The organism is Alcanivorax profundi (assembly GCF_003597125.1).
Classification (GTDB): domain Bacteria; phylum Pseudomonadota; class Gammaproteobacteria; order Pseudomonadales; family Alcanivoracaceae; genus Alcanivorax; species Alcanivorax profundi.
Genome location: NZ_QYYA01000002.1, coordinates 240,975 through 266,010 on the forward strand (window position 1 = coordinate 240,975; position 25,036 = coordinate 266,010).

Here is a 25,036-nt window from a genome sequence, read left to right on the forward strand (position 1 = left end):
TAACGAGGGCCTGCACCACCATGATCCCGCGACTCACCCAACTCTTCCCCCTTTGGGCATTAGTGTTTTCCCTGCTGGCCTGGTGGCAACCGCAGTGGCTGGTCGCAGGCAAGCCGGCCATTGTCCCCCTGCTAATGCTGATCATGTTCGGCATGGGACTGACGTTACGCTGGGATGATTTTCGGCAGGTCTTTAAACGCCCCGGCGTAATTGCCCTTGGAGTCGCACTGCAATACAGCCTGATGCCCTTGCTGGCCTGGACAATAGGGCGAGCCTTGCAGCTCCCCCAGGAATTGCTGATCGGACTGGTGGTGGTCGGAGCCTGTCCTGGCGGCACCGCCTCCAATGTGATCGCTTATCTGGCGCGGGCGAATGTGGCGTTATCCGTTTCCATCACCCTGGTATCCACCCTGATTGCCGTGATTGCCACCCCCTTGCTCACCTGGTGCTATTTGGGTGAGCGCATTCCGGTGCCAGTGGAAGGAATGCTGGTGTCACTGCTCCAGATCGTGGTCATCCCGGTGGTCGCAGGCAGCGCCCTCAATACGTTTTTTCCACGCCAACTGGCTACCGCAAGAGAGCTCTTTCCGCTGCTCTCCGTCATCGCCATCGTGGTGGTCATCGGCATCATCGTGGCATTGAACCAGTCGCGGATGGCCGAGGCCGGCATCGCCGTCTTTGTTGCCGTCGCCTTGCACAATGCCCTGGGGCTGGCGGGGGGCTATGGCATCGCCCGCCTGCTTCGTCAGGACAAGGTCACTGCCCGTACCCTGGCCATCGAAGTGGGTATGCAGAACTCCGGTCTCGGCGTGGCATTGGCCGTCAAACACTTCACGCCACTGGCCGCCTTACCCGGCGCGTTGTTCAGTGTCTGGCACAACCTGTCAGGCTCATTGCTGGCAGCGTTATGGCGCAAGCAAGTGAACAGTGAACAGTGAACAGTGAACAGTGAACAGTGAACAGTGAACAGTGAACAGTGAACAGTGAACAGTGAACAGTGAACAGTGAACAGTGAACAGTGAACAGTGAACAGTGAACAGTGAACAGTGAACAACAGTGAAGGCTGCGCGACCGGCATAACCTGTCAAGTATTTGTTTTGCTTTTTCCTTGTCTTTTAAACGCAAAAAGGCCGCGCCAAAACATGGTCGCGGCCTCCTTCCTGGAAGTAACAACGACGCGCTATCGCGCCGCTGTTAACTGTTCACTGTTAACTGAATTAGTCGATGACACTACTCCCACTGCCCGCACTGATATCCTTCAGCAGCAGGGTGCCCGCCTCGGATCCATCAGACCCCCAGGGCTCAAAACCTTCACTGCCGTTATTCGCCACGAACAGGTATTTGCTTCCCAGGCCTTGATTCACCGTCGGCGGAACCTGATACATGAATGTCAGCGGGAAAGGCTGCGAGTCTGCGCCCGCCATGGTGTCATTGATATCCTTAACCAGTTCTGTCCCCTGCTGGGTGCCGTCGGTTTTCCACAGTTCGGTACCGAAATCACTGCCACCAGCATCTTCGGTGTAAGCACTAAAGAATACCGTACCGTTTGCCTCCACCATGTAACCCACATCAGCGAAGGAATAATCTCCGCTTCCACGCAGCGCGGCCGTAACACCTGCTGGACCATTAGTGTTATCCACACGCAGAAGGTACGGAGGCAGCCCGGCCATCTCCACATACATGAACACACCCAGTGACGTGCCTACCAGACTGTCATTATAAGGACGGCTGCCTTCGCTACCGGTCAGTCTAACGACGGAACTGCCATCATATTCGAAGATATGCAGATCCGGGTTATTGGCTCCTGCATCCGCAACGAAATACACCTTGCCGTTGCTGGTAACTACATTCTGGGTGATATCGAGCTGTACCGTGTAGCCGTTATTTTCAAAGGCAATCTCTTTGATATTGCCATCTTGATCCATTTCGTAGAGACGCGTTTGCGCATCGGTTGCGTTGAAACGCCCGGTAAACAGCAGCTTGCCCTTGTAGCCAATCCAATCATCATCCCCAATGAGTTCAGGATATTTCGACAGCGGACTATTCAGGTTGGTAATGTTGTCGTTACTGGTCGCGATTTTCAGTGTCCCTGCCACCGAGCCATCGGTAAAGTACACATCGCCAGCATCCTGGTCATAAAAAAACAGACCGTCTTCCACCGGTGTCAGCGACTCAGGCGCATTACTACTGGTCGGGTTACCATCAATAGTCGAGGTCAACGCCTCGAATGCCCCGGAAGCGGGATCGAAAACCACCAGCTCTCGCCCCACACCGCTGGCATCATCCACTACCGCATTCATAAACAATTTGTCAGCCACAGGAACCATATTGTGTGGCTGACCACTGCCACCGGTATAAAGATCAGCAACACGTTCCGTGCCGGCGCCAGTGCCATCAGTGACCCACAGCTCCACATCGCCAGAGCTGTCCTTGCCCGCATAGTAGATCTTGCCGTCCAGATCCGCCATGTAACCACCGCCAAAGCGGCCAACTTCAAAACCGTTATTGCTGCCATCAACGATCTTTGTGGTCCCGGCAGGGGTACCGTCAGTTCTGTACAGATATTCGGCAAACAGGGCCGCCCGCGGAGTGGCGCTTCGCACCAAGACAGCACCCGCACTTTCGGCTGCGGGAAAAACCACAAATCCCTTGCCGCCGGCAGCAACTGTCGTGCCGCCGGAACTGGAGGAACCGCCGCCACAGGCAGTCATCATAGAAGCCACGCCGATAGCCGCAGCCAGTTGAGTCAGTTGCTTGTTGATCATTACGCTTACCCCGATTAATGACGCATCCCAGAGAGGCGACCATTAGAGCACCCTGGAATCTCGCCGCTCTTCACCCTGACGGGTGAATTCGCCATGGCAGCACTTACAAGCCGCACTAATCGAGCTAGACTGCAATCACACCTTTTAAAAAAAATACGACCATGCCTGATACCTTGCCCTGTTCGGCACCGAACAACCGCCAGCGGATTCTTCAAGAGCGACACAATCTGTTTATGGAAGAAGTAGGCTCACGCATGGCGCTTTCCTCCATTATTGCCGGATCCCTGCCTCTCTTCTTCCTTGACATGATCCAGAAACCCCCATTCCTCGCCTGGTATGCACTGTTATTTTTGGTCGGTTTACAGTCCATTTTCCTTATTCGTTTCTATAATCGACATCGCGCCATCGAATCAGGAAAAACCCGGAAGTGGCACCACCTCAACCTCTATATGGCGATTATCTGGGCCGCTCTCTGGTCTTCTTTTCCGTATCTGTTCTTGCCGGGAGTAACCCCGGTCACGGTTCTGACCTGTCTGGTCATCCTTTCTGTTGCCACGTCTATTCCGTCCGTTTCCATGGGCGTATATCCGGATATCTTTATCAGTTTTATTACACCGGTTTTTCTATCCTGGCTTTTTTTTATTCTGATTTACGTCCCCGATGCTCCGCTCATCATCAAGCTTATCCCGGTGGTCAGTCTTGTCTCCATGAGCGGCTTCAGCCTGTACATGCATCGTTCCCAGATAAGCAACATCGCCCTGCGCATCGAAGCCGAACAAGCCAGCGAACAAGCCACGAAGGCCAGCAGCAGTAAAACCCGCTTTCTTGCGGCAGCAAGCCATGATCTTCGCCAGCCTTTGCAAGCGGCCACCCTCTATGCCGCCATGCTGAAAAATAGCGACACCCCCCAGCCTGATATTGTGGCAAAACTGGACACCGCCATTGCCTCCTGTAATGAGCTACTGAACCATCTGCTGATGCTGTCACGGCTGCAGTCACACCGTCTGACACCGAAGAAACGCATCATCAACTTGCTGGATACGTTACAGCCGATCATCGACGAAATTTCCCCACAGATCCTTGCCAAAGGGCTGTCTCTTCGCCTCCATGATCTTTCCGGGCAACACGTTTTCAGCGATGGGGTCATGCTCGCGAGAATTGTCCGCAATCTTCTCAGCAATGCACTCAAGTACACCCCGGAGGGCGAGATCAGCCTCAGCGCACGGGTTACAGGGCAGGAATTGCTGCTGGAAATAACGGATACGGGGATCGGGATTGATGAGGCATACCAGGCCGAGGTATTCGAAGAATTCATGCAGATAGACAACGATCACCGCTCCATTCAGAACGGACTGGGACTGGGACTGGCGATTGTCAGCCGGCTCAGTGCATTGTGCGACATTCCCGTCGCCATGATCTCTGAACCAGGCAGGGGAACAACCTTCACCCTCACGTTACCGGCTGCTGCAACCCATGCGATCGACGATACCGGAAGTGTTATTAGCGATCACTCCTGGTTCGAAAGTCTCACGATACTATTAATTGATGATGATGAGCGTGTCACCGAAGCTCTTGGAGGGCTGCTCTCAAGTCTTGGCGCTACCGTGTCTGCACACCACACCCTGGAATCCGCCCTGCAGCGCCTTGAAAGCAGTGACGCCCCACCTTCGCTGGTCATCACCGATGATCAGATCGGGCCTGACACCAACGCAGGTTCCGTCATTGAAGCGATCAGCGCCAGGTTTCGCCAATCGGTACCCACCTTGATTATTACCGGCAATACCGACCCCGGTTTCATTCAGGCTTTACCGAATGAGAGGCATGTCCTGTTCAAGCCGGTGGCCGCAGACACGTTGATCCAGAAACTGGAAGACATGCTGAGAGAGAAGTAACGGCTGGCAAGGATCAGATAAGCCCGAGGTTTCTCGCCTTGTCGATGCATGCCGTACGGTTGGATACCTCCAGCTTTTCATACAGGAGTCGCAGGTGTGTCTTGATTGTATTCACGCTGACGAACAACTGACGTGCAATTTCCTTGTTACCATGCCCTTCCTGCAACATGGCCAGGATCGCCAACTGCTGCCGGGTCAGTGTCAGGGTTTCCTCTGCCGCGTTTCCTGCCATCAACCGAAATGACTCGGAGTAATAACTACGACCCGCCATCACCTCCCTGATGGCAAGCAGGATTTTCTCCACAGGTTCGCTCTTGTCCACGAACCCATTCACCTTCAACTGCAGGGCACGACGCACCGTCACTTCTGTTGCGGATCCGGAGCAGACAAGCACCTTGGCATCTGTCATCAACCGGCCCACGACACCCAGCAGGCTGAGCCCATCGAGGTCAGGCATGGCCTGGTCCAGGATAACCAGATTGAATTGCGGCAGCTGCTGTCGGTTTTCCAGCAACCATCGCGGTTGCTCACAGGTAGTAATGTCCGCTTCCGGATACGCATTTTTCAGGGTGATACTCAAGGCGTCAGCGAATAGCCTGTGATCATCTACTATCAGTATTTTCAACGTTACTACCTTGTCCCGGTACCGCTGCAAAGCTTACTAGAGCCACACAGAAAAGCCACGACAGCAACCTGCCTGCTCAGGGAGCAAGGCGTTCCCGCAACCAACTTCCGTCCTCCTGCCTCTGATAACGGAAGCGGTCATGCAGGCGGCTCGGACGGCCATGCCAAAACTGTATTTCGTGAGCAACAATTCGGTATCCGCCCCACTGGGCAGGGCGTGGGACCGGCGCAGAGGGGAACGCCTGCTCAAGGCGTGCCACTTCGTCTTCCAGCCATGCACGACTGGCCGGCCGGCTCTGGGGGGAAATTGCCGCACTGATCTGACTGGCATAGGGACGGGAAGCGAAATAACTGTCCGATTCTTGCTGGTCGACCTTGTGCGCCTCGCCGATCACAATCATCTGGCGATCAAACGGCTGCCAGAACATGGTAAAAGACACCTTCGGATTGACAGCGATCTCTTCTCCCTTGCGACTGTCGTAGTGGGTAAAGAAAGTAAACCCCCCAGCCTCAATACCCTTGAGCAGCACAACCCGCGACGACGGCTGACCATCGGCACTGACCGTCGCCAGTGTCATGGCGTTAGGTAAAGGCAGGGCAGCCTCTATCGCCTCATCGACCCAGCGCCGGGCCTGTTCCAGCGGATCATCATGGAGAGAGGCTTCCGTCAGCCCGTCGGCATGATACTCTTCGCGCACATCTTTCATGTCTGTTCCCATTGCCCGTCAGAATGTGCGGCCAGTATAGCGCCCCCATCGTGAAGGGAACGAACCGGGATCAATTTCATGCTGGACACCTCAGAAGAAAATCGCCGTCGGCACACTCTCGACCCTCACCAACCAGTGTGGTTGTTTGGCTACGGATCACTGATCTACAAGGCGGACTTTCCTTTTCTCGAGCGCCGCCCCGCCACCATCCAGGGCTGGACACGCCGGTTCTGGCAGGGCTCACATGACCACCGAGGCACTCCGGAGCTTCCCGGCCGGGTCGTTACCCTGATCGAGAGCCCCGGCACCGCCTGCGTGGGCATGGCCTACCGCATCACCCCGGACACATTCGGGCATCTGGATCATCGGGAGAAAAACGGCTATCTGCGCTTCCAGACGACCATGACCTTTGCAGACAACCAGCAGGCCGAGGGGCTGGTGTATATCGCTACGGCAGATAACGCTGCCTTCCTTGGGGAGTCCGATGAGAAGGCCATTGCCGAGCATATTGCCCGCAGCCACGGCCCCAGTGGCAGCAACCGTGATTACCTGCTGCAGCTGGCAGACGCGCTGCGGCAACTGGAGGCCAGCGATGAGCATGTCTTTGCCATCGAGAAATACCTGCGGGAGACAAACCAATGACTCGGTGTGAATGCCGCTCCGGTCGTGACTATGCCGACTGCTGCCAGCCACTCCACCAGGGGCACCCCGCCAGCCATCCGGAAGCGCTTATGCGTTCACGATTCTGCGCCTTTGCCCGGGGAGACACCGATTACCTGAGCCGCAGCTGGCATACCGAGACTCGCCCCACCAACCTGTCGCTGGATAGCGACGAGCACTGGGTCAATCTTGATATCCTGGACAGCGATGAAGACGGCGACAATGGCAGCGTCCACTTTCGCGCCATCTGCCGGATCGGGCAAACATTCAGTGTACTGGAAGAAATTTCACGCTTTGTTCGCGAAGGCGGGCACTGGTTTTATCTGGCGGGCAAGCCTTCTGTCACCCCCCTGAAGCCAGGCCGCAATGACCCCTGCCCCTGTGGCAGCGGGAAAAAATTCAAGAAATGCTGTGGCTAGCTCCCGCACGAGCCCGCCTCCATTTCAATAAAAATGGAGCGCACCGTCCTCCACCGGTTCTTCCAGCAGCATGTGCCGGTCACGGGCATAGTGGTTCATGACTTTCCAGGGATGGTGTCGCCCCTGACGCGGCAGCTTGTGGCTGGAACGCTTCACATACCCCGACGCAAGCGCATCCATGATAGAGGTGTCATCCCGTTTCAGGGTGTCATCGGCGTTTGGCACCGCCACCCCGTGCCCCTCCAGCTCCATATGATTCAACAAGCGGCAAACATAGGCCGAGGCGATATCTGCCTTCAGGGTCCAGGAGGCATTGGTATACCCGAATATCCAGGCCATGTTCGGCATGCCTTCCAGCAACACGCCTTTGTAGGTCAGCCGCTCACTGACGTCAGCCGGGGCTCCGTCAAGACTCAACGTCATCCCTCCCAGCACCTGTAAATTCAGACCGGTAGCCGTGACGATGATATCGGCCTCCAGCTGCCGCCCGGACTGCAACTGGATGCCCGTTTCGGTAAAGGTCTCAATCTGGTCCGTGACCACCGACGCCTTGCCTTCTCTCAAGGCGTTGAACAGGTCACCATCCGGCACCGCGCACAGCCGCTCATCCCAGGGCATATAGCGGGGGGAAAAATGGGCCATGTCGACCTGCCCCTTGAGTTGCCGTTTCACATTTCCCAGCAACACACGTCGCACCGGGTTGGGATAGCGTTTTGCTGCCCGGTACAGCAATCGTTGCAGTTTGATATTGCGCCAGCGAGCCAGCCCAAAGACCCAATCGGGAGGCAGAAACTTTTCCAGCCACTCAGACAGCTTGTCCTGCGAAGGCAGTGAAAAAATATACGATGGAGAGCGCTGCAACATGGTCACATGAGCCGCCTCGCCAGCCATGGCAGGCACCAACGTCACCGCGGTGGCACCACTGCCAATCACCACCACTTTCTTGCCGGCATAGTCCAGCCCCTCAGGCCACTGCTGGGGGTGAATGCATTGCCCGGCAAAACGTTCCTGTCCCGGGAAATCCGGCAAATAGCCTTTGTCATAGTTGTAATAGCCAGTACAACCAATCAGAAAACGGGCCGTCACCGTCTCGTCTTCGCCGTTATCTTCATTCACCATCGACACCGTCCAGCATTGCTGCTCCGCGGACCAGTCGGCGTTGAGGGTTTTGCGGCCAAAACGAATGTGCGGGGTGATCTCAAAAGTATCAGAGGTATTGCGAATATAATCCCGAATCGAAGCACCATCGGCCAGCACCTTGAATTCATTCCAGGGTCGAAATCCGTAGCCAAAACTGAACATATCGGAATCAGACCGGATACCCGGATAGCGGAACAGGTCCCAGGTGCCACCGATGGCCTTGCGCCGCTCGATCAGCATGAAGGTTTTTTGCGGGCATTCGCGCTGCAGGTGGCAAGCCGCACCGACTCCGGACAGGCCCGCACCAATGATAAGAACATCCACCTCCGGCTTCTTGTGGTTCGCCATACCGCTCTCCCGACCGTTTTCTGGAATGTACTGCCTATAGCAACGCAACCACCTGAGCGCGACAACTGTTTTTTGTAACCGCGCCCCGACCAGAAGGATCCCAGACAACGGCCTCCAGACCAACACGCCAATCGCGACACTCTCCAGGCAAAATCGGCCTTTTTGGCACAATTGCCACATACATTCACAGCAACAATGGGTAGGCTGACTTTCTTTGTATTCATTCGCCAAGGGAGTTCTCATGAGTGATTCAACCTATGACGTGATTGTCTTCGGTGCCACCAGCTTTGTGGGCCAGATTCTGTGCCAGTACCTGACTGATACCTATGGTGTGGATGGCGAACTCAAATGGGCTGCGGCAGGACGCTCTGAAACCAAATTGCAGCAGGTCAAAGAAGCTCTCGGCAGCAAGGCGGACAAACTTGCACTGATCACCGCCGACGCCAATGACGATGCCAGCCTGGAAGCATTGTGTGCGAACACCGCCGTGGTGATTTCCACGGTAGGACCCTACGCACTGTACGGCGAACCCATGATTCGTGCCTGCACGAGCACGGGCACGGATTACTGCGATCTCACCGGCGAAGCGCAATGGATCGCCGACATGCTGGAAAAATACGAAGCCGCCGCCAAAGCCAGCGGAGCCCGCATTGTGCATTGCTGTGGTTTCGACTCCATTCCTTCTGACATGGGCGTCTTTTTCCTTCAGCAACAGGCGAAAAAGCAATTCAACGCACCGGCGACGCGCGTTGGCATGCGCGTCAAGGTAGCCAAAGGCGGCGTATCGGGTGGCACCGTGGCCAGCATGATGAACATTGCCGAAGAAGCCGCTGGCGACCCGGAGCTGCGCCGCAAGCTGGCTAACCCTTACCTGCTATGCCCGGCGGACCATGGCCTGACGGCCCGCCAGCACAGTATTGCCATGCCCGAATACGACGACGACTTTCGCGCCTGGGTGGCTCCGTTTGTCATGGATGCCATCAACAGTCGTATCGTGCATCGCTCCAATGCCCTCAACGGCTACAGCCCCGCCATGACCTATAACGAGGGTATGCTTACCGGCGATGGTATCGGCGGGCGGCTAAAAGCCCTGGGTATCGGCGTCGGAACCGGTCTGTTCTTCGGTGCGGCCGCGCTGGCACCCACCCGCTGGGCGCTGAACAAGTTTGTGGTGCCTCAGCCCGGAGAAGGTCCCAGCCCGGAAGCCCAGAAAGCCGGTTTTTATGATATTCGTCTGGCCGGACACACGGATCAGGGCGACACCCTTACCGTCAAGGTCACTGGCGATGCGGATCCGGGTTACGGCTCCACTGCCAAGTTGTTGGGACAAGCCGGCGCCTGTCTGGCCAAGGACATCCCGGACGATGCCCCCGGCGGCTTCTGGACCACCTCTTCGCTGCTGGGCGAAAAACTGCTGTCACGGTTGCAAGCCCACGCCGGCATGACCTTTGAGGTCATCTGATCACTGCCTTGCACCGCTTGCCTGGACATCGCCCTCGGCAGTCAGGCAAGCGGCTGTACCGGAGCCTTTCTGACAGACATCCGTGGTTAACGGATTACTGCAGTTGGAAATCCTTTACTGGCAACGGCTCCGGTGCCGTGTCTCCCAACGCTTCGGCCACCGAGATTTCGTGGATCCGGCACAGCGCATCCAGCGGTAAATCATTCGGGTCCCGGCCAAACGGGGTTTCAAGATGTTCTGACAATCGGTCAATGCCGAAGAAGGTATACGCGACCACTGCCACCATCACCGGCGTCGCCCACCCCAACGCCCCGACCAGAACAAACGGCAGCAAGTAGCAATAGACGTAGGCAGTGCGGTGCACCAGCAGGGTGTAGGCAAACGGCAGAGGGGTAGAGGCAATGCGCTCGCAGGCCGCCTGGATGCCACTGATCGCAGTCAGTCTCTCATCCAGCACCTTGAACGCCACACTGTCGAGCGCGCCGCTCTGGTGTTGCACTGCCAGCCCCTCACCGGCCAGTGCCAGAATTGCATCGGCCCGGTTCCGCTTGCCGGCCAGTGCCTCGCTGTCCTGCTCCGACAACCAGCGCGCCGCCTCTGCCATGCCATCTTCTTCCCGCAGCTGGCCTTTCAGCGCATGGGCATGGGCAAGCATCTGGTGCAATAAACGCCGCCGTGGCGCCTCTGCCAGCAACGCCCGACTGGCCCGGGCCAGACTGCGAATCTCGTAGACCATCTGCCCCCACTGTTTGCGCGCTTCCCACCAACGGTCGTAGGAAGCGTTGTTGCGAAAACCCAGCAAGATGGACAGCACAATCCCGAGCAATGTCACCGGCATGATCGTCAGACTGCCCAGCTCCACCACATGCCAGCGACTGAGCGCAGTCCATACCACCGAGAACAACGCCACACAGACAATGTGCGGCAGGATTTCCGGCACCACTGATCCTCGCAGGGTAAACAGCAGGGCAATAGCATTGGGGCGATCACGAACAATCATGGGGCGGGTCCGTCAGCAATAAAAAAGGCGAGCAGCGAACCCATGATACGGGATTCGCTCGCGGCTCGCCTTTTGCGGTCAGCGCTGCCAGCGCCGTGATCTATGTCTTGGGCACGGCCGGGGCCGGCGCCCCCGCCAGGGCACGATAGACATCCACCATGGCCTTGACCTGATCGGTGCGGCTGCGCACCTCTGCGTCACGGATTTCGGTCAGCTCCTGCTCCGCATCGAGCACTTCAAAGTAGCCAATAAAGCCCCGCTCGTAGCGGGTGCGGGCCAGTGCGGCGGCCTGCCGGGCATCCTCTGACGCCGAGGCAAGACGCGAAACCCGTGTCTGCAGTTGCTGATAACGGACCAACCGGTTTTCTGTTTCTTCCAGTGCCGCCAGCACGGCTTGCTGATAGGACGCCAGCGCGGCCTGGCCTTCGGCATCCCGAGCATCAATACGCGCCCGCACCTTGCCGTAATCCAGAAAGGTCCAGTCCACCCCCAGTGCGACTTGGCGCGACTCCGATGCTCCCTGAAACAGGTCACCCGGCTCGGCAGCCACCGAGCCCAACAACCCGCTCAGCGTGAAGCGCGGATACAGGTCAGCGGTGGCGATACCAATGCGTGCCGTTGCCGCCGCCAGGCGACGTTCGGCAGCGATGATGTCCGGCCGCCGGCGCAGCACATCACCGGGGCTGTCCACCGGAATCACCGGGACACTGCCGGGCAACGGCTTGAGCGGCACCAAACGCTCCAGCAAGGCCGCCGGGGGCTGCCCGGTCAGAACGGCAAGACGATGCATGTCCGCGCGCAGCGCCGCCTCCAGCTCCGGGAGGGCGGCTCGTGTGCGCGCCAGCTGGGCCCGCGCCCGAACCTTGTCGAATTCCGTCGCCCGACCGGCATCGGCCCGGGCCGTGACAATGGCCAGCGTCTCTTCCTGCAACGTCACGTTCTGGTTGGCCACCTGTAAACGCTGCTGCAAGCCACGCATGTTGAAATAGGTGTTGGCCACCTGTCCTGCCAGAACCACCTGTAGCGCCGCCAGATCCGCACCGGTGGCCTGCAGTTCTGCCGCCTGCGATTCACTGGCCCGACGCAAGCGCCCAAACAGGTCCAGCTCCCAGCTGGCATTCAGCCCTGCCTGGTAGCGCTCCACCCGCTCTGGGCCACCCAGCTGCTCCACCGCTGACAGGTGCTGCTCTGCCCCCGCTGCCGACGCCGTCAGTGACGGCCACTGCTCACGGCGGGCACCGTACAGCAACGCCGCAGAGCGCTCGTATCGTGCCAGTGCCACCTGCAAATCCAGGTTGTCGGCCAGGGTCAGGTTGAGCAGCTCTGACAGTAGCGGGTCATCAAACCCCTGCCAGAATTGCTGCTCGACGTCCGCAAAGGCCCCGCCATCGTGAGGCGCCTGAAAATGGGCCGGCGCCGGCGTCTCCGGCACCTGGTAGTCCGGACCCACCGCGCAACCTGACAACAGCAGGAACGCCGCAAGCATTGATGATCTAGTCATGTTGCTTTCCTTCATCATGTCTCAGTGATTGCCGTCAGACAGGGCTGGCGTGGTGTCAGGGTCATGGGCTACCGGCGGCTTGCTGCCAGCGAGCTTGCGCAACACCACATAGAAAACCGGTGTCAGGAACAGACCGAACAGGGTCACCCCCAGCATGCCGAAGAACAGCGCGATACCCAGGGCCTGACGCACTTCAGACCCGGCACCACTGCCCAGCACCAGCGGCAGCACCGCGGCAGTGAACGTGATGGAAGTCATGATGATCGGCCGTAAACGCAGGCGGCAGGCTTCCAGCGCGGCATCCACCACACTTTTGCCTTCCATCTCCAGTTCGCGGGCGAACTCCACAATCAGGATGGCGTTCTTGCAAGCCAATGCGATCAACACCACCAGACCCACCTGGACGAAAATGTTGTTGTCGCCACCGAAGAACCACACCCCCATCAACGCAGACAGCATGCACATCGGTACGATCAGGATCACCGCCAGTGGCAACGTCCAGCTTTCGTACAGGGCCGCCAGCACCAGAAACACCAACAGGATCGAGAGTGGGAAGACCAGCAAGGCGGCATTGCCCTGGGTGGCCTGCTGGTAACTCAGGTCGGTCCACTCAAAACTCATCCCCGCAGGCAGAACCTGCTCGGCAATGCCATTGAGAACCGCCATGGCCTGAGCCGATGACAGCAACCGCGGGTCTGCTTCGCCGGCCAGGTCAGCGGCCGGGTAACCGTTGTAGCGCAACACCGGATCCGGTCCGAAATCTTCGCTGATAGTGACCATGGAACCGATCGGCACCATCTCGCCGTTCACATTGCGGGTCTTGAGGTTGGCGATATCCTCGACGCTGTCACGGAACGGCGCATCGGCCTGGGCCACGACCTGCCAGGTGCGGCCAAAGCGGTTGAAGTCGTTCACGTAGCTGGACCCGAGATAGGTCTGCAAGGTATCGAACAACTCCGTCAACGGCACTCCCTGGGCCTTGGCTTTGAGACGATCCACCTCGGCATTCAGCTGCGGCACATTGGCCTGGTAACTGGTAATCGGGAACCCCATGCCCGGGGTCTGGGATACCGCCCCCTGGAAGGCATTAACCGCATCCTGTAGCGCGCCATAGCCCAGGTTGCCGCGGTCCTCGATAAACATCTGGTAGCCGGATCCGTTACCCAGGCCCAGAATCGGTGGCGGCATGAAGGAAAACGCAAACCCTTCTTTCAACGCGCCCACTTTCTGGTTGATCTCGGCATTGATCTGTTCGGCAGTGCGGCTGCGTTCTGAAAAAGGCGCCAGCGGAAAGAACACCAAACCGGTATTGGAGGTGTTGGTAAACTGCAGGGCATTCAGCCCGGGAAACGCCACCGCATGGGCGACACCCTCGGTGTCCAGGCCGATATCCACCACCTGTTGCAGCAGTTGATCAGTTCGTTCCAGAGATGCCCCTTCCGGTAATTTCACCCCGGCAATCAGATACAGTTTGTCCTGAATGGGAATAAAGCCAGGCGGAACAGCCTTGAACATCAAACCGGTGCTGGCCAGCAACAAGGCATAAATCACAAACACCACGCCACGATGATGCAACGAGCGCGAAACACCGCTCTCGTAGCGCTGTGAACTGGCATTGAAGAACCGGTTGAAGGGCCGGAAGATCCAGCCAAACAAGCTATCGATAATGCGCGTCAGTCGGTCCTTGGGCGCGTCATGAGGCTTGAGCAACATGGCCGCCAGCGCCGGTGACAGGGTCAGGGAATTAATGGTGGAAATCACCGTGGAGATGGCAATGGTCACCGCAAACTGCCGGTAGAATTGCCCGGTCACCCCATCCAGAAACGCCATCGGCACAAAGACCGCACACAGCACCAAACCAATGGCCACAATGGGCCCGGACACTTCTTTCATGGCCTGGTGCGCAGCGGCCAGGGGCGCCAGCCCCTCTTCGATATTGCGCTCCACGTTCTCCACGACCACGATGGCGTCATCCACCACGATACCAATGGCAAGCACCAGTCCGAACAGGGTCAGGGTATTGATCGAGTACCCCAGCAAATAAAGCGCAGCGAAAGTCCCGACCACCGACACAGGTACCGCCAGCAATGGAATGATCGAGGCTCGCCAGGTCTGTAAAAACAGGGTGACCACCAGCACTACCAACAACACGGCTTCCAGCAGGGTCTGGATAACCGACTTGATGGAATCACTGACGAAAATCGTGGTGTCATACACCGTTTCGTACTTCACCCCCTCAGGAAAGCGGGTGGCGATTTCGTCCATGGCGGCAATCACCTGCTCACGGATCTCCAGCGCATTGGCCCCGGGGGACTGGAAAATACCAATGGCCACGGCATCCTTGCTGTCCAGTTGCGAGCGCAGCGTGTAGTCCCCTGCCCCCAGTTCCAGCCGGGCCACATCCGACAGCCGCACGATTTCGCCCGAGGCACCGCTCTTGATCACGATATCGGAAAATTCTTCCGGCGTGCTTAACCGCCCCTGCGCGTTGATCAGGGTCAGGAAGTCACTGCCGGGCATGGGTTCCGCGCCCAGCTGACCGGCGGACACCTGCACATTCTGTTCGCGCATGGCGCCGACCACATCGCTGGCGGTCAGCCCCCGTGCGGCAACCTTGTCGGGGTCCAGCCAGGCACGCATGGCGTAATCGCCACCCCCGAAAATCTGCGCTTCGCCCACGCCGCGAATCCGGGCCAGCACATCACGCACATGCAAGCGCGCATAGTTGCGAAGGTAAAGCGTATCGTAACGGCCATCCGGCGAGGTCAGATGCACCACCATCAGGAAGGTGGGCGACTGTTTCTGCGTGGTAACGCCTTGCCGGCGAACATCTTCCGGCAGCCGCGCCAGGGCCTGGCTGACCCGGTTCTGCACCCGCACGGTGGCATCATCGGCATCAATATCCGGACGGAATGTCACCGTCATCTGTAGCACCCCGTCGGAGCCCGCTACCGACTTCAGGTACATCATGCCTTCCACCCCGGTGATCGCTTCTTCCAGGGGCGTTGCCACGGTTTCCGCAATGACCTTGGGGTTGGCGCCCGGATAGACCGTACGCACCACCACAGAAGGTGGCACCACTTCCGGGTACTCACTGATGGGCAGACTGGGGATCGAGATGGCCCCTACCGCAAAAATGATGATCGACAACACCGCGGCAAAAATCGGCCTGTCGACAAAGAATCGTGAAAAATTCATGGCAATACGCCTCCTGCCGGCCAGGCGCGAGCCTGCCGGATTGTGTCGTTCCCGGAGTTATTGCGTCAGGCCGGCAAAGGCCAGCCTGATCGCCAATGTGGATGAGAAATTAGGGGGTCGCGTGTCTCAGGGTTGTGCTGCGGCGATGGCACTGGCCTGGCCAGCCGGGGCGGCAGATTCACGCATCGCTACCTGTCTGGGCTGTACCGGCATGCCATCACCAAACACTTTCTGGAGACCGTTGACGATCACCTGGTCACCCTGCTGCAAACCACGACGAATCACCTGCAGATCATCGACCTGCCGTCCGGTTTCGACCTGCCGCCTCGCCACGGTATTGTCGCTGGCCACCACGTAGACGAAACGACGGTTCTGGTCAGTCAACACCGCCTTGCGGTTCACCATCACGGCCTGATCCAGCTTTGCCACAGGCATTTCAACACGGGCGAACTGGCCGGGCTTAAAAATGCCATCCGGATTGGCCAGCTCCGCGCGGAACTGCAAGGTCCCGGTGCTGCGATCCAGACGGTTGTCGATAAAATCCAGCGTGCCCCGATGGGGATAGCCACTCTCCCCTGCCAGCCCGATGCGTACCGTCGGCGACGGAGCCAACGCCAGCACCGGCTGACTTTCCAGGGCAGATTGTTCGTCGGCCTCGAAATACACGTGCAAGGGGTCCACCGATACCACCGTGGTCAGCAGTGTCTGGTCCGCGTTGGCCAGGTTGCCGCGAGTGACCATGGCGCGGCCTGCCCGGCCACTCACCGGTGCCGTCACACGGGTGTACTGAAGATCCAGCTCGGCGGTATCCAGCGCCGCCTGCGCCGCATTGACCAACGCCTTGGCACTCAGCAACGCAGTGCTGCGTTGGTCATACTCTTCCTGGGAAATGGCCCGGCTTTCCAGCAAGGTGCTGGCTCGCACGGCCTCACTACGCGCCTGGGTCAAACGGCTGCGTGCCTGCTCCAGCTGCGCACGAGCGGCTTGCACCCGTGCCTGGTAAGGGCGGGGATCAATCTGGAAAAGCAGATCGCCCTCCTCGACCAGCGCCCCTTCCTCGAAGGCAACCTTGTCAATATACCCACTGACTCGGGGCCGTAACTCCACCGTTTCCGGTGACACCACCCGCCCGGTAAAGGACTCCCACAGGGTCACCGGTTCTGCTATCACGTTTGCCACATCAACCTCCGGTGCCGGCATTGGCTGTTGCCCGGCTTCACTTCGGGCATCACAACCCGCCAGAAAAATCACCGCCATCAGTGCCGCGAAAACACCCCAGTACAACCCGGCCCCAGTGGCCGTTTCTCCACTTATCGTTTCCATTTCCGTGACTCCCGCTATCACTCTTTGTGAGTCCAACCGGCCTGCCCATTTCGACAATCCCGATCGCCCACGTACAAAGCAGACCAATCTGCTATGACTGCGCACTCTATTTCCTCAAGCTAGCTTGAGGTCAACATTGTTTTTGCCTGTTGCTGTGACGGGCAAAAACATGGAACGCATGTCGAAGAGGCGAAGAATGGCTGCGCAGGCTGCGGCAAGAATTTCCAACCGCCCGTCATGCAACCCTGGAGCGAAAGCGTAGGCCCGGGAGCAGGAATCCGGGTAGCGGGTTCCTGTTCTATGATTGCCCATTTCTGTTTTGGCAAAGAATCAGCGCCTCATCAGGGGACCAATTTCGTCCCGAGTTACGCCACGGTGACGCTAGAGTTTCAGGTAAGTGACCACGGCCGGCGCCGTCTTTCTTAGAGGGAAAACCGTTAAAAAACCGGAAAATCCCGCTAAAAATGGGGCATACGGACACAAGAAAGGAAATCCACGTGCGAATTCGAGACACAGGCGCCAGGCACAATCGACTGCCCATTCCTGCGGTCAGATAAAGTCCGCTTGCCAGTTTCTGCGCAGTCATTGCCTATTTCTGCAGAAAATGTCTGAATGGGGACACAGCCCGACCCAGCCAGCCCTATACTGGCTGCCACAGGAGGCCACCATGACATCACGCACCCCTGAATTACCCAGAAATCTCAGCGCCACGCCTCAGCAGCAACTGACCCAGGTAGTCGAACGATGGGCCCGTGAGCCCGGCATGCACGAGACCCCGATTGAAGGTGTCTCCCTGTACCGTTCAGATGGCCTCACCAGCTGCAATTCCACGGTGTACGATCCCTCGCTGATTTTTATTCTCCAGGGCACCAAGACCGTTACGCTGGGCGACCGGGAAATTGTCTACGGCCCCATGAGCTATTTAGCCAACTCGGTGCATCTGCCGGTGCTGGGCCAGATTGTGGATGCCTGTGAAGCCCGTCCCTATCTGGCCGCCAAAATCAGCATTGATCCCCAGGAAGTCACCGATCTGGTGCTGGAGCTCGGTGACCGGGTGGCACAGATGGATCCCGATGCCAGCTGCTCCGAAATGGGCTGCAGCCTGTGCATGACACAGATGGACCCGGCCATGCAGGGCGCCCTGTACCGCCTGCTCGGATTACTGGATTCACCTGAAGACGTTCCGGTACTGGCACCACTGGCTCGGCGGGAAATCATTTACCGTTCCCTGATCGGCGAACTGGGACCACGGATGCGCAAGTTTGTTGCTGCCGATTCCCAGGCCAATCGCATTTCCCGGGTTATTTCGACCCTCAAGGATCGCTACGCTGAACCCCTGCGGGTCAAGGAACTGGCCGACTCTGCCAACATGAGCGAGTCCAGCCTGTTTCACAGTTTCAAACAGGTTACCCGCATGTCACCGCTGCAGTTCCAGAAGAAACTGCGCCTGCATGAAGCCCGTCGCCTGATGCTGACGGAAGGGCTGGAGGCGGCCACCGCCAGCTACCGGGTCGGCTATGAAAGCCCCTCCCATTTCAGCCGTGAGTACAGCCGCATGTTCGGCGCCCCGCCCAAAGCGGACGTTTCGAAATTACGTGGCGAACAGATCAGCGCCTGATCTGGCCCATGGCAAACGCAAGAGGCCGCCTCCATCCCTGGACGCGGCCTCTTTTTTATCGGTCCGAATCTGGCTCGGTTTGTGCCCGAACCGCAATACTCAGCTCTTGAGCCGATAACCGGTTTTGAAGATCCACCACACCAGGCCAAGACAAATGGCCAGGAACAACCCGGTCATCCCCAGACTGACGGCGATATGGACATCAGCAGTCCCAAAAAAGCTGTAGCGGAAACCGCTGATCAGGTACACCACGGGATTGAAAAGCGTCACCGTTTGCCAGAATGGCGGCAGCATATCGATGGAATAAAAACTCCCACCGAGGAAGGTAAGCGGGGTAATGATCATCAACGGGATGATTTGCAGTTTTTCAAACGTATCAGCCCATACCCCAATGATAAAACCGAACAGGCTGAAGGTGATCGCAGTCAACAACAGAAAGCTGATCATCAGCACCGGATACTGCACTTCATAATCCACAAACAACCGGGCAGTGATCAGAATCAGGATACCCAGGATAGTGGACTTGGTCGCCGCGGCGCCCACATAGCCAATAACAATTTCCACGTAGGAAACCGGTGCCGAAAGCACTTCATAAATGGTACCCGAGAAGGTAGGCATATAAATGCCGAATGACGCATTGGAAATGCTCTGTGTCATCAGGGACAGCATGATCAACCCGGGAATGATGAACGCACCGTAGCTGACACCATCAATCTCCACCATGCGCGAACCAATGGCAGAGCCGAACACCACGAAGTAGAGCGACGTGGAAATCACTGGCGAGGCAATACTCTGCATCAAGGTTCGCCAGGTACGCGCCATTTCAAACGTATAAATCGCCTTGATGGAGTAAAAATTCACTTTCATTGGGCGCTCCCCGATTGTGCTGACGCGGTGCTGTTCACCAGATCCACAAAGATATCTTCCAGTGAGCTCTGCCGGGAATGCAGGTCCTTGAACTCGATATCTTCATCACTGAGCTTGCGCAGCAGCTCGGCAATCCCGGTGCTCTCCTGATTGGCATCGTAGGTGTACACCATGGCATAGCCGTCATCGCTGAGCTCAAGGGATTCGTAATTCAGCGAGCCCGGCAAAGCGGACAAAGGTTCGGCCAACTGCACCGTCAATTGTTTGCGGCCCAGTTTTTCCATCAGGCGCGCCTTGTCATCCACCAGAATGATTTGCCCACGGTTGATAATCCCGACCCGGTCCGCCATTTCTTCGGCTTCCTCGATGTAGTGGGTCGTCAGGATAATCGTCACCCCCTGCTCGCGGAGCTGGCGTACCATCTCCCACATTTCACGGCGCAACTCCACATCCACACCGGCGGTAGGCTCGTCCAGAAACAGGATTTTCGGCTCGTGGGACAACGCCTTGGCAATCATCACACGACGCTTCATGCCGCCGGACAGGGTGATGATCTTGTTGTCCTTCTTGTCCCACAACGACAAGGATTTAAGAACTTTCTCGATGTGCGCATCGTTGCGCGGTTTGCCGAACAAACCGCGGCTGAAACTCACCGTGGCCCACACCGTTTCAAACGCATCGGTGGACAACTCCTGTGGCACCAGGCCAATGGCACTGCGCGCCGCCCGGTAGTCCTTGACGATATCGTGGCCATCGGCAAGCACCGTGCCTTCAGACGGATTCACAATGCCGCAGATAATACTGATCAGGGTAGTCTTGCCTGCCCCGTTGGGGCCCAGCAGAGCAAAGATTTCACCGGCCTGGATATCCAGATCCACATTCTTCAGGGCCTGAAACCCGGAACCATAAACCTTGTTGAGGCCTTGAACGGAAATAACAGCTGTCATGGCTTTTCTCCTCGGGCGCACATTATGTCATGGATCCGTGTCAGCGCGGTGCGAATCACACTCGCGTGGAGGATAAGGCAAGGCCTGTGGCCTGACCTGAATATCGGTGGTCACCACCTGCTGGTTGATTGCCAGCCGACCACCAAAACGCGCCTCGACAAACCAGGCCTGATAGCCCTTGTCCGGGTCAGTCAGATCAACCCGGTAACGCCCGTCATCATCCGCATCCAGCTCGGTGGCGTGCCAGCCATTACCGATACTCTGCTGGCGAAAATCCCGTGCGGAGGGGTTCACCGCCTGCCACAGCAGCATGGATCGCGGCGGTTCTGACGGGGTGATGACCCACTGCGGGTTCTCCAGCTGTGCGCTCACATTGGGGGGCGTTCGCCCCTCCAGAATAACGTCCAGCCAGTTGGCCACCTGACTGAGTCGCACCACCCGGTCGAGGCTATCACCCTGGCGATGGCCGCTATTGGGGGTATAGCGCAGCCAGCGATTCGGCCCCATGTCGGCAAAATAAAACTGGCTGCTGTCGCTGACAAAGTAGGCGTCCCCGGACGCGTTGATCACCAGCTTTGGCAAGGACAATCGATCCCGTAACGCATAAGGATCCACCGTTGCCAACATGGCCTTGCCGGGCCCTGCCCGGATCAGGCAATCAATGCCCTGCTCACTGAAGGCGCGTAATGCCGGGGTGTATTCACCGTAAGCGCGATGCTGATGATCGAACTGCTTCGCCAGGTTGAGCATATCGATGGAGACCGGCACCAGCGCGCGAATACGCGGGTCCTCGGCGGCCACCAGCCAGGCGGTCCAGCCGCGCTTGGATGACCCCAGCAGGGCAAAATCCACTACCGGCTCGAGCCCCGGCTGCTGCGCACTGAAGGCCTGCACCGCATCCAGAGAGCGTCGTACCGCTGTGACCATGGCGTGCTGGACAGGCGCCATATCGCCCACTCGCGCGGCGCGATCCATGGTCCAGGCCAGCAGGCTGTCTTCGCGGCGGGGGGTCGCCGTGGCATCGGCACTGAAGACCAACGGCTGATTCGGCACCTGACGTATCTCGACTACCGGCCGGCAGAAGATCAGCGCCAATGCCGTGGACAAGCTGCCGGGCGATTCCCGCAGCACCGCTCCGGGCCGGTCACCACCACTGATGATCACCAGCGCTGTGTGGTCGTCCCGCTCGCGGCCGGGACAAGCGGCAGACCACGGCACGGAAATCGAGACCTCATGCTGCCACGCTGGCTGATCCACTTGCGATGGCGTCAACCACTGCTGGGACTCTACCAGCAGAAAATGGTGGTCCACCCACCAGCCATCCTTGCTGTGGTAATGCTGCCAGTCGACCGGTGCCGCCGGCTTGCCTGATACCCCCATCGGCAGGGCCATCACCAACCACACAGCCATCATCCATTTCATTGCGTTACCCCGGCCTCGTGTTTGCCCGCCCGTACCCTACACCAATCTCCCACAACGGGATGCGCCGCCATCGCGGTTTGCGCAACGACCGGGAGCCTTGCATCCTCCCGGTCACCCGCGTAAAACCTCAATATTCATTGAGGTTTTACGCGAACAGCATGGCCCGGAGACCAGACTATGCGTATCAATCCGGAAGATCACGGCAAGGCACTTACCGTAGGTGAAGTGGCGGAACGCAGTGGGGTGGCGGTGTCTGCCCTGCACTTCTACGAAACCAAAGGCCTGATTCAAAGCCAGCGCAGTGCCGGCAACCAGCGACGCTACCATCGGGACGTCTTGCGCCGGGTGGCGGTGATCAAGGTGGCACAACGCATTGGCATTCCACTGGCAGAAATCGCCGGGGCCCTGAGCGAACTCCCCGATGGCAGAACGCCCACCGCCCGGGACTGGAAACGGCTGTCCGCCCGCTGGCGCGTGCAGCTGGATGAGCGCATCAATGATCTGACCGTCCTGCGTCACCAGCTGGATCAGTGCATCGGTTGTGGCTGTCTTTCCATCAAGGCCTGCCGACTGCGCAACCCCTGTGACGAGCTATCCGAAAAGGGTCCCGGTCCACATATATAGCCTCTCACAACACTGGCCCCCTCTTTCTCCGAGCGCCCTGCGACCTTTGTCGGCATTCATTTTGCAACCTTGAGCGGGCAAAATGGTCACACCCGTCACCTTCCCCGCAGTCAGGAGCCCGTATGAATGACAACACCGTAACCGTTATCCCCGGCGATGGCATCGGACCCGACATCGTTGATGCCACCGTCCGTGTTCTGGATGCACTGAACTGTGGACTCGATTTTGAGTACGCCATCGCAGGGCAAACCGCACTGGACAAGGGGCTGGATCTGGTTCCGGAGGAGACGCTGGCCACCCTCAAGCGCAACCGTCTGGCGCTGAAAGGCCCCATCACCACGCCAGTGGGGGGAGGTTTCACCTCCGTGAACGTGACCCTGCGCAAAACCTTTGACCTGTTTGCCAATGTGCGGCCCGCGCTCTCCATTCCGGGAGTGAAATCGCGCTACGACAACGTGGATATCATGACTATCCGGGAAAACATTGAGGGGATTTATTCTGGCTTGGGGCAGACCGTCAGTGAAGATGGAGAGACCGCTGAACTGCGCAGCAGAATCACTCGCACTGAATCCGAACGTCTGCTGCGTTTCGCCTACGACACGGCCATGAAGCAAGGCCGCAAGAAAGTCACCGTGGTGCACAAGGCCAATATCATGAAATCCACCTCAGGACTCTTCCTTGACGTGGCTCGCAAAGTTCGTGAGGACTACCCGGCGCTGGAACACGAAGAAATGATCGTAGACGCCACCGCCATGCAACTTGCAATGAACCCGCACCGCTTCGACGTAATCGTTACCACCAACCTGTTCGGCGATATTCTCTCTGACCTGTGCGCCGGCCTGATCGGCGGCCTGGGTGTAGCCCCCGGCGCCAACATTGGCGAACACGGTGGCCTGTTCGAGGCTGTGCATGGCAGTGCGCCGGATATTGCAGGCAAGGGTATCGCCAATCCTACCGCCATTATTCTTGCTGGCGCCATGATGCTCGACTACATCGAATTGCACGACAAGGCAAAACAGCTACGCCGTACGGTACGGCAGGTGGTGGGAGCTGGCGATGTAGTCACCCCGGACCTGGGCGGCAGAGCCAGCACCACCGAGTTCACCGACGAGCTGATCCGGCAGCTGAAAGCCTGAAAAAACGCCAAGGGTCCGGTAAACAACCACCGGCTTGATAGCAAAACACCCGCCAATCGGGCGGGTGTTTTGGTGTGTTTTGTTGCGCCGTAAAAGGCCTTAACCGATGGCGTTCGCTCGTGCAGCACGTCCCTCTCTCGCGGCCACAGAATTATCCTCCTGGCGCCAACCTTGCAGGTTATCCTCAATCAAACGGGTGAGTGCATCCAGATGCACAGGCTCCGCATTGAGCGCAGGAATATAGGCAAAGGATTCCCCGCCTGCATCCTCAAAATAACCGCGGTTCTCCACATCAATCTCTTCGATGGTCTCCAGGCAATCCGCAGAAAAACCAGGGCAAAAAACCTGTACCGACTTCACGCCTTCTCCCGGCAATGATTTCATGGTGGCATCCATGTAGGGCTGAAGCCACTCTTCACGGCCGAAGCGGGACTGGAATGTCGTCATCCACTGGTCGCGGCCGAGCCCAAGGGCTTCCGCCAATAAACGGGAGGTTTTATGGCACTCACAAAAGTAAGGATCGCCATTATCCAGATACCGTCTGGGGACGCCGTGATAACTGAAAATCAGTTTCTCGGCACAACCCTGCCGTTCCCGGAAAGCACGAATATGAGCTGCCATAGCCTGGATATAAGGCGGGTAGTCAGGGTAGTGACTGATAAAACGCAGATCGGGCAACCAGCGCCGCTGCATGAAGTCCCTGGCCAGAGCATCAAAGGTAGAGCCGTTGGTCGACCCTGAATATTGTGGGTACAACGGCAGCACCAGCAGTTGCCGAACGCCCTCCTCTTCCATTGCCTGCAGCTGGCTGGGAATAGAGGGATTGCCGTAACGCATGCCAAGCCTCACCACCACATCGTCACCATACTGTTGCTGCAAGCGCTCACGAATCCCCTTTAGCTGGTTCTCACTGTGCACCAGCAGCGGAGACCCCTGGTCGGTCCATACCGTTCTGTAGGCATGGGCAGAGCGCGGCGGGCGGATCACCAGAATCACCAGGTTCAAAATGAAAAACCAGATGAATCGAGGGACTTCTACTACCCTCGGGTCGGACAGGAATTCACGCAGGTAACGACGTAATGCACCCGTTTTCGGGGCATCAGGGGTACCCAGGTTGGTAATCAGCACGCCTATTTTTCGCGGCTGACGGTGGTCAAAGTTGCTCTGTCCCTGGTAGGCCATTCGGCTCTCTCTCACTGAAAGTGGCTCTTGCGATGAGCAATAGTGTAGCGATATGGCGTCAAGACGCCATGATGTCCGTGCCTATGAGGGAGATAGGGGCTCGACTGACGCCACATTCAAAACCTGAACCTCCCAGAGCATCGCATCCCCTCTCTGCGGGAGCAGTGGTTGCACCGCGAGCGGGGAAGGCTCTACGCACCA

20 protein-coding genes are annotated in these 25,036 nt (G+C 58.1%); 8 read left to right on the plus strand and 12 right to left on the minus strand.

Features of this window, described 5'->3' with window-relative positions:
* Positions 1–20: 20 nt before the first annotated feature.
* Complete coding sequence (locus D4A39_RS06330; RefSeq protein ID WP_022984160.1) at positions 21–938, plus strand: bile acid:sodium symporter family protein; 918 nt, start codon at positions 21–23, stop codon at positions 936–938.
* A 279-nt stretch (positions 939–1,217) separates the two neighbouring features.
* Here the strand turns inward: D4A39_RS06330 and D4A39_RS06335 are convergent, their stop codons facing one another.
* Positions 1,218–2,765, minus strand: a complete 1,548-nt coding sequence (locus D4A39_RS06335; RefSeq protein WP_022984774.1) for a hyalin — start codon at positions 2,763–2,765, stop codon at positions 1,218–1,220.
* A 161-nt stretch (positions 2,766–2,926) separates the two neighbouring features.
* On the opposite strand from D4A39_RS06335, the gene D4A39_RS06340 reads away from it, so the two are divergent.
* On the plus strand, positions 2,927–4,657 hold the full coding sequence (locus D4A39_RS06340) for an ATP-binding response regulator (RefSeq protein WP_022984775.1): 1,731 nt from the start codon (positions 2,927–2,929) through the stop codon (positions 4,655–4,657).
* Between the two features lie 13 nt (positions 4,658–4,670).
* Here D4A39_RS06340 and D4A39_RS06345 read toward each other — a convergent pair whose 3' ends face one another.
* Positions 4,671–5,282 (minus strand): LuxR C-terminal-related transcriptional regulator, encoded by a 612-nt coding sequence (locus D4A39_RS06345; protein ID WP_158245798.1) that lies wholly within the window; start codon positions 5,280–5,282, stop codon positions 4,671–4,673.
* 76 nt (positions 5,283–5,358) lie between these two features.
* Complete coding sequence (gene pdxH, locus D4A39_RS06350) at positions 5,359–5,988, minus strand: pyridoxamine 5'-phosphate oxidase (protein WP_022984777.1); 630 nt, start codon at positions 5,986–5,988, stop codon at positions 5,359–5,361.
* A 78-nt stretch (positions 5,989–6,066) separates the two neighbouring features.
* Between pdxH and D4A39_RS06355 the strand changes: the two genes are divergently transcribed.
* Complete coding sequence (locus tag D4A39_RS06355; RefSeq protein ID WP_022984778.1) at positions 6,067–6,630, plus strand: gamma-glutamylcyclotransferase; 564 nt, start codon at positions 6,067–6,069, stop codon at positions 6,628–6,630.
* Positions 6,627–7,067, plus strand: a complete 441-nt coding sequence (locus D4A39_RS06360) for a YchJ family protein (RefSeq protein WP_031226189.1) — start codon at positions 6,627–6,629, stop codon at positions 7,065–7,067. The genes D4A39_RS06355 and D4A39_RS06360 overlap by 4 nt, the downstream gene beginning before the upstream one ends.
* Before the next feature lie 24 nt (positions 7,068–7,091).
* Here the strand turns inward: D4A39_RS06360 and D4A39_RS06365 are convergent, their stop codons facing one another.
* Positions 7,092–8,555, minus strand: coding sequence for a flavin-containing monooxygenase (locus tag D4A39_RS06365; RefSeq protein ID WP_102791851.1), 1,464 nt, complete (start codon positions 8,553–8,555; stop codon positions 7,092–7,094).
* Positions 8,556–8,796: 241 nt separating this feature from the next.
* Here D4A39_RS06365 and D4A39_RS06370 point away from each other — a divergent pair, with 241 nt between their 5' ends.
* Entirely contained in the window at positions 8,797–10,017 is a 1,221-nt protein-coding gene (locus D4A39_RS06370; RefSeq protein ID WP_102791850.1) for a saccharopine dehydrogenase family protein, read from the plus strand.
* A gap of 94 nt (positions 10,018–10,111) precedes the next feature.
* On the opposite strand, the gene D4A39_RS06375 is transcribed toward D4A39_RS06370, so the two are convergent.
* From D4A39_RS06375 to D4A39_RS06390, 4 genes are all read right to left on the minus strand, one after another.
* Positions 10,112–11,017 (minus strand): bestrophin family protein, encoded by a 906-nt coding sequence (locus D4A39_RS06375; RefSeq protein ID WP_119917724.1) that lies wholly within the window; start codon positions 11,015–11,017, stop codon positions 10,112–10,114.
* 100 nt (positions 11,018–11,117) lie between these two features.
* Positions 11,118–12,518 (minus strand): efflux transporter outer membrane subunit, encoded by a 1,401-nt coding sequence (locus D4A39_RS06380; RefSeq protein ID WP_052017491.1) that lies wholly within the window; start codon positions 12,516–12,518, stop codon positions 11,118–11,120.
* A 21-nt stretch (positions 12,519–12,539) separates the two neighbouring features.
* A complete protein-coding gene (locus D4A39_RS06385) occupies positions 12,540–15,716 on the minus strand; it encodes an efflux RND transporter permease subunit (protein WP_022984784.1) in 3,177 nt (1,058 codons plus the stop codon).
* Positions 15,717–15,842: 126 nt separating this feature from the next.
* Positions 15,843–17,039 carry an efflux RND transporter periplasmic adaptor subunit gene (locus D4A39_RS06390; protein ID WP_022984785.1) on the minus strand — a complete coding sequence of 399 codons (1,197 nt, stop codon included), beginning with the start codon at positions 17,037–17,039 and terminating at the stop codon, positions 15,843–15,845.
* Between the two features lie 667 nt (positions 17,040–17,706).
* Here D4A39_RS06390 and D4A39_RS06395 point away from each other — a divergent pair.
* The gene (locus tag D4A39_RS06395; protein ID WP_022984786.1) at positions 17,707–18,657 is read left to right on the plus strand and encodes an AraC family transcriptional regulator; all 951 of its coding nucleotides are present in this window, start codon (positions 17,707–17,709) and stop codon (positions 18,655–18,657) included.
* Between the two features lie 99 nt (positions 18,658–18,756).
* Here the strand turns inward: D4A39_RS06395 and D4A39_RS06400 are convergent, their stop codons facing one another.
* From D4A39_RS06400 to D4A39_RS06410, 3 genes are read right to left on the minus strand one after another with little or no spacing between them, the layout of a single operon-like run.
* Positions 18,757–19,518 (minus strand): ABC transporter permease, encoded by a 762-nt coding sequence (locus D4A39_RS06400; protein ID WP_031226193.1) that lies wholly within the window; start codon positions 19,516–19,518, stop codon positions 18,757–18,759.
* Positions 19,519–19,520: 2 nt separating this feature from the next.
* Positions 19,521–20,471: an ABC transporter ATP-binding protein gene (locus tag D4A39_RS06405; protein WP_022984788.1), complete on the minus strand. Its 951-nt coding sequence runs from the start codon at positions 20,469–20,471 to the stop codon at positions 19,521–19,523.
* A gap of 27 nt (positions 20,472–20,498) precedes the next feature.
* A complete protein-coding gene (locus D4A39_RS06410) occupies positions 20,499–21,893 on the minus strand; it encodes a PhoPQ-activated protein PqaA family protein (RefSeq protein ID WP_119917725.1) in 1,395 nt (464 codons plus the stop codon).
* Positions 21,894–22,070: 177 nt separating this feature from the next.
* Here D4A39_RS06410 and soxR point away from each other — a divergent pair, with 177 nt between their 5' ends.
* Together soxR and D4A39_RS06420 are read left to right on the plus strand one after the other, a co-directional pair.
* Complete coding sequence (gene soxR, locus D4A39_RS06415; RefSeq protein ID WP_022984790.1) at positions 22,071–22,517, plus strand: redox-sensitive transcriptional activator SoxR; 447 nt, start codon at positions 22,071–22,073, stop codon at positions 22,515–22,517.
* 122 nt (positions 22,518–22,639) lie between these two features.
* The gene (locus D4A39_RS06420; protein ID WP_022984791.1) at positions 22,640–23,653 is read left to right on the plus strand and encodes an isocitrate dehydrogenase; all 1,014 of its coding nucleotides are present in this window, start codon (positions 22,640–22,642) and stop codon (positions 23,651–23,653) included.
* A 99-nt stretch (positions 23,654–23,752) separates the two neighbouring features.
* On the opposite strand, the gene hemH is transcribed toward D4A39_RS06420, so the two are convergent.
* Positions 23,753–24,835, minus strand: coding sequence for a ferrochelatase (gene hemH, locus D4A39_RS06425; RefSeq protein WP_022984792.1), 1,083 nt, complete (start codon positions 24,833–24,835; stop codon positions 23,753–23,755).
* Between the last annotated feature and the right edge of the window lie 201 nt (positions 24,836–25,036).

What these genes read in the sequence shown, in the direction of transcription:
- D4A39_RS06330 (WP_022984160.1), top strand. Translation starts at nt 21, where the DNA reads ATGATCCCGCGACTCACCCAACTCTTCCCCCTTTGGGCATTAGTGTTT.
- D4A39_RS06335 (WP_022984774.1), bottom strand. Translation starts at nt 2,765, where the DNA reads ATGATCAACAAGCAACTGACTCAACTGGCTGCGGCTATCGGCGTGGCT.
- D4A39_RS06340 (WP_022984775.1), top strand. Translation starts at nt 2,927, where the DNA reads ATGCCTGATACCTTGCCCTGTTCGGCACCGAACAACCGCCAGCGGATT.
- pdxH (WP_022984777.1), bottom strand. Translation starts at nt 5,988, where the DNA reads ATGAAAGATGTGCGCGAAGAGTATCATGCCGACGGGCTGACGGAAGCC.
- D4A39_RS06355 (WP_022984778.1), top strand. Translation starts at nt 6,067, where the DNA reads ATGCTGGACACCTCAGAAGAAAATCGCCGTCGGCACACTCTCGACCCT.
- D4A39_RS06360 (WP_031226189.1), top strand. Translation starts at nt 6,627, where the DNA reads ATGACTCGGTGTGAATGCCGCTCCGGTCGTGACTATGCCGACTGCTGC.
- D4A39_RS06365 (WP_102791851.1), bottom strand. Translation starts at nt 8,555, where the DNA reads ATGGCGAACCACAAGAAGCCGGAGGTGGATGTTCTTATCATTGGTGCG.
- D4A39_RS06370 (WP_102791850.1), top strand. Translation starts at nt 8,797, where the DNA reads ATGAGTGATTCAACCTATGACGTGATTGTCTTCGGTGCCACCAGCTTT.
- D4A39_RS06375 (WP_119917724.1), bottom strand. Translation starts at nt 11,017, where the DNA reads ATGATTGTTCGTGATCGCCCCAATGCTATTGCCCTGCTGTTTACCCTG.
- D4A39_RS06380 (WP_052017491.1), bottom strand. Translation starts at nt 12,518, where the DNA reads ATGACTAGATCATCAATGCTTGCGGCGTTCCTGCTGTTGTCAGGTTGC.
- D4A39_RS06385 (WP_022984784.1), bottom strand. Translation starts at nt 15,716, where the DNA reads ATGAATTTTTCACGATTCTTTGTCGACAGGCCGATTTTTGCCGCGGTG.
- D4A39_RS06390 (WP_022984785.1), bottom strand. Translation starts at nt 17,039, where the DNA reads ATGGAAACGATAAGTGGAGAAACGGCCACTGGGGCCGGGTTGTACTGG.
- D4A39_RS06395 (WP_022984786.1), top strand. Translation starts at nt 17,707, where the DNA reads ATGACATCACGCACCCCTGAATTACCCAGAAATCTCAGCGCCACGCCT.
- D4A39_RS06405 (WP_022984788.1), bottom strand. Translation starts at nt 20,471, where the DNA reads ATGACAGCTGTTATTTCCGTTCAAGGCCTCAACAAGGTTTATGGTTCC.
- D4A39_RS06410 (WP_119917725.1), bottom strand. Translation starts at nt 21,893, where the DNA reads ATGAAATGGATGATGGCTGTGTGGTTGGTGATGGCCCTGCCGATGGGG.
- soxR (WP_022984790.1), top strand. Translation starts at nt 22,071, where the DNA reads ATGCGTATCAATCCGGAAGATCACGGCAAGGCACTTACCGTAGGTGAA.
- D4A39_RS06420 (WP_022984791.1), top strand. Translation starts at nt 22,640, where the DNA reads ATGAATGACAACACCGTAACCGTTATCCCCGGCGATGGCATCGGACCC.
- hemH (WP_022984792.1), bottom strand. Translation starts at nt 24,835, where the DNA reads ATGGCCTACCAGGGACAGAGCAACTTTGACCACCGTCAGCCGCGAAAA.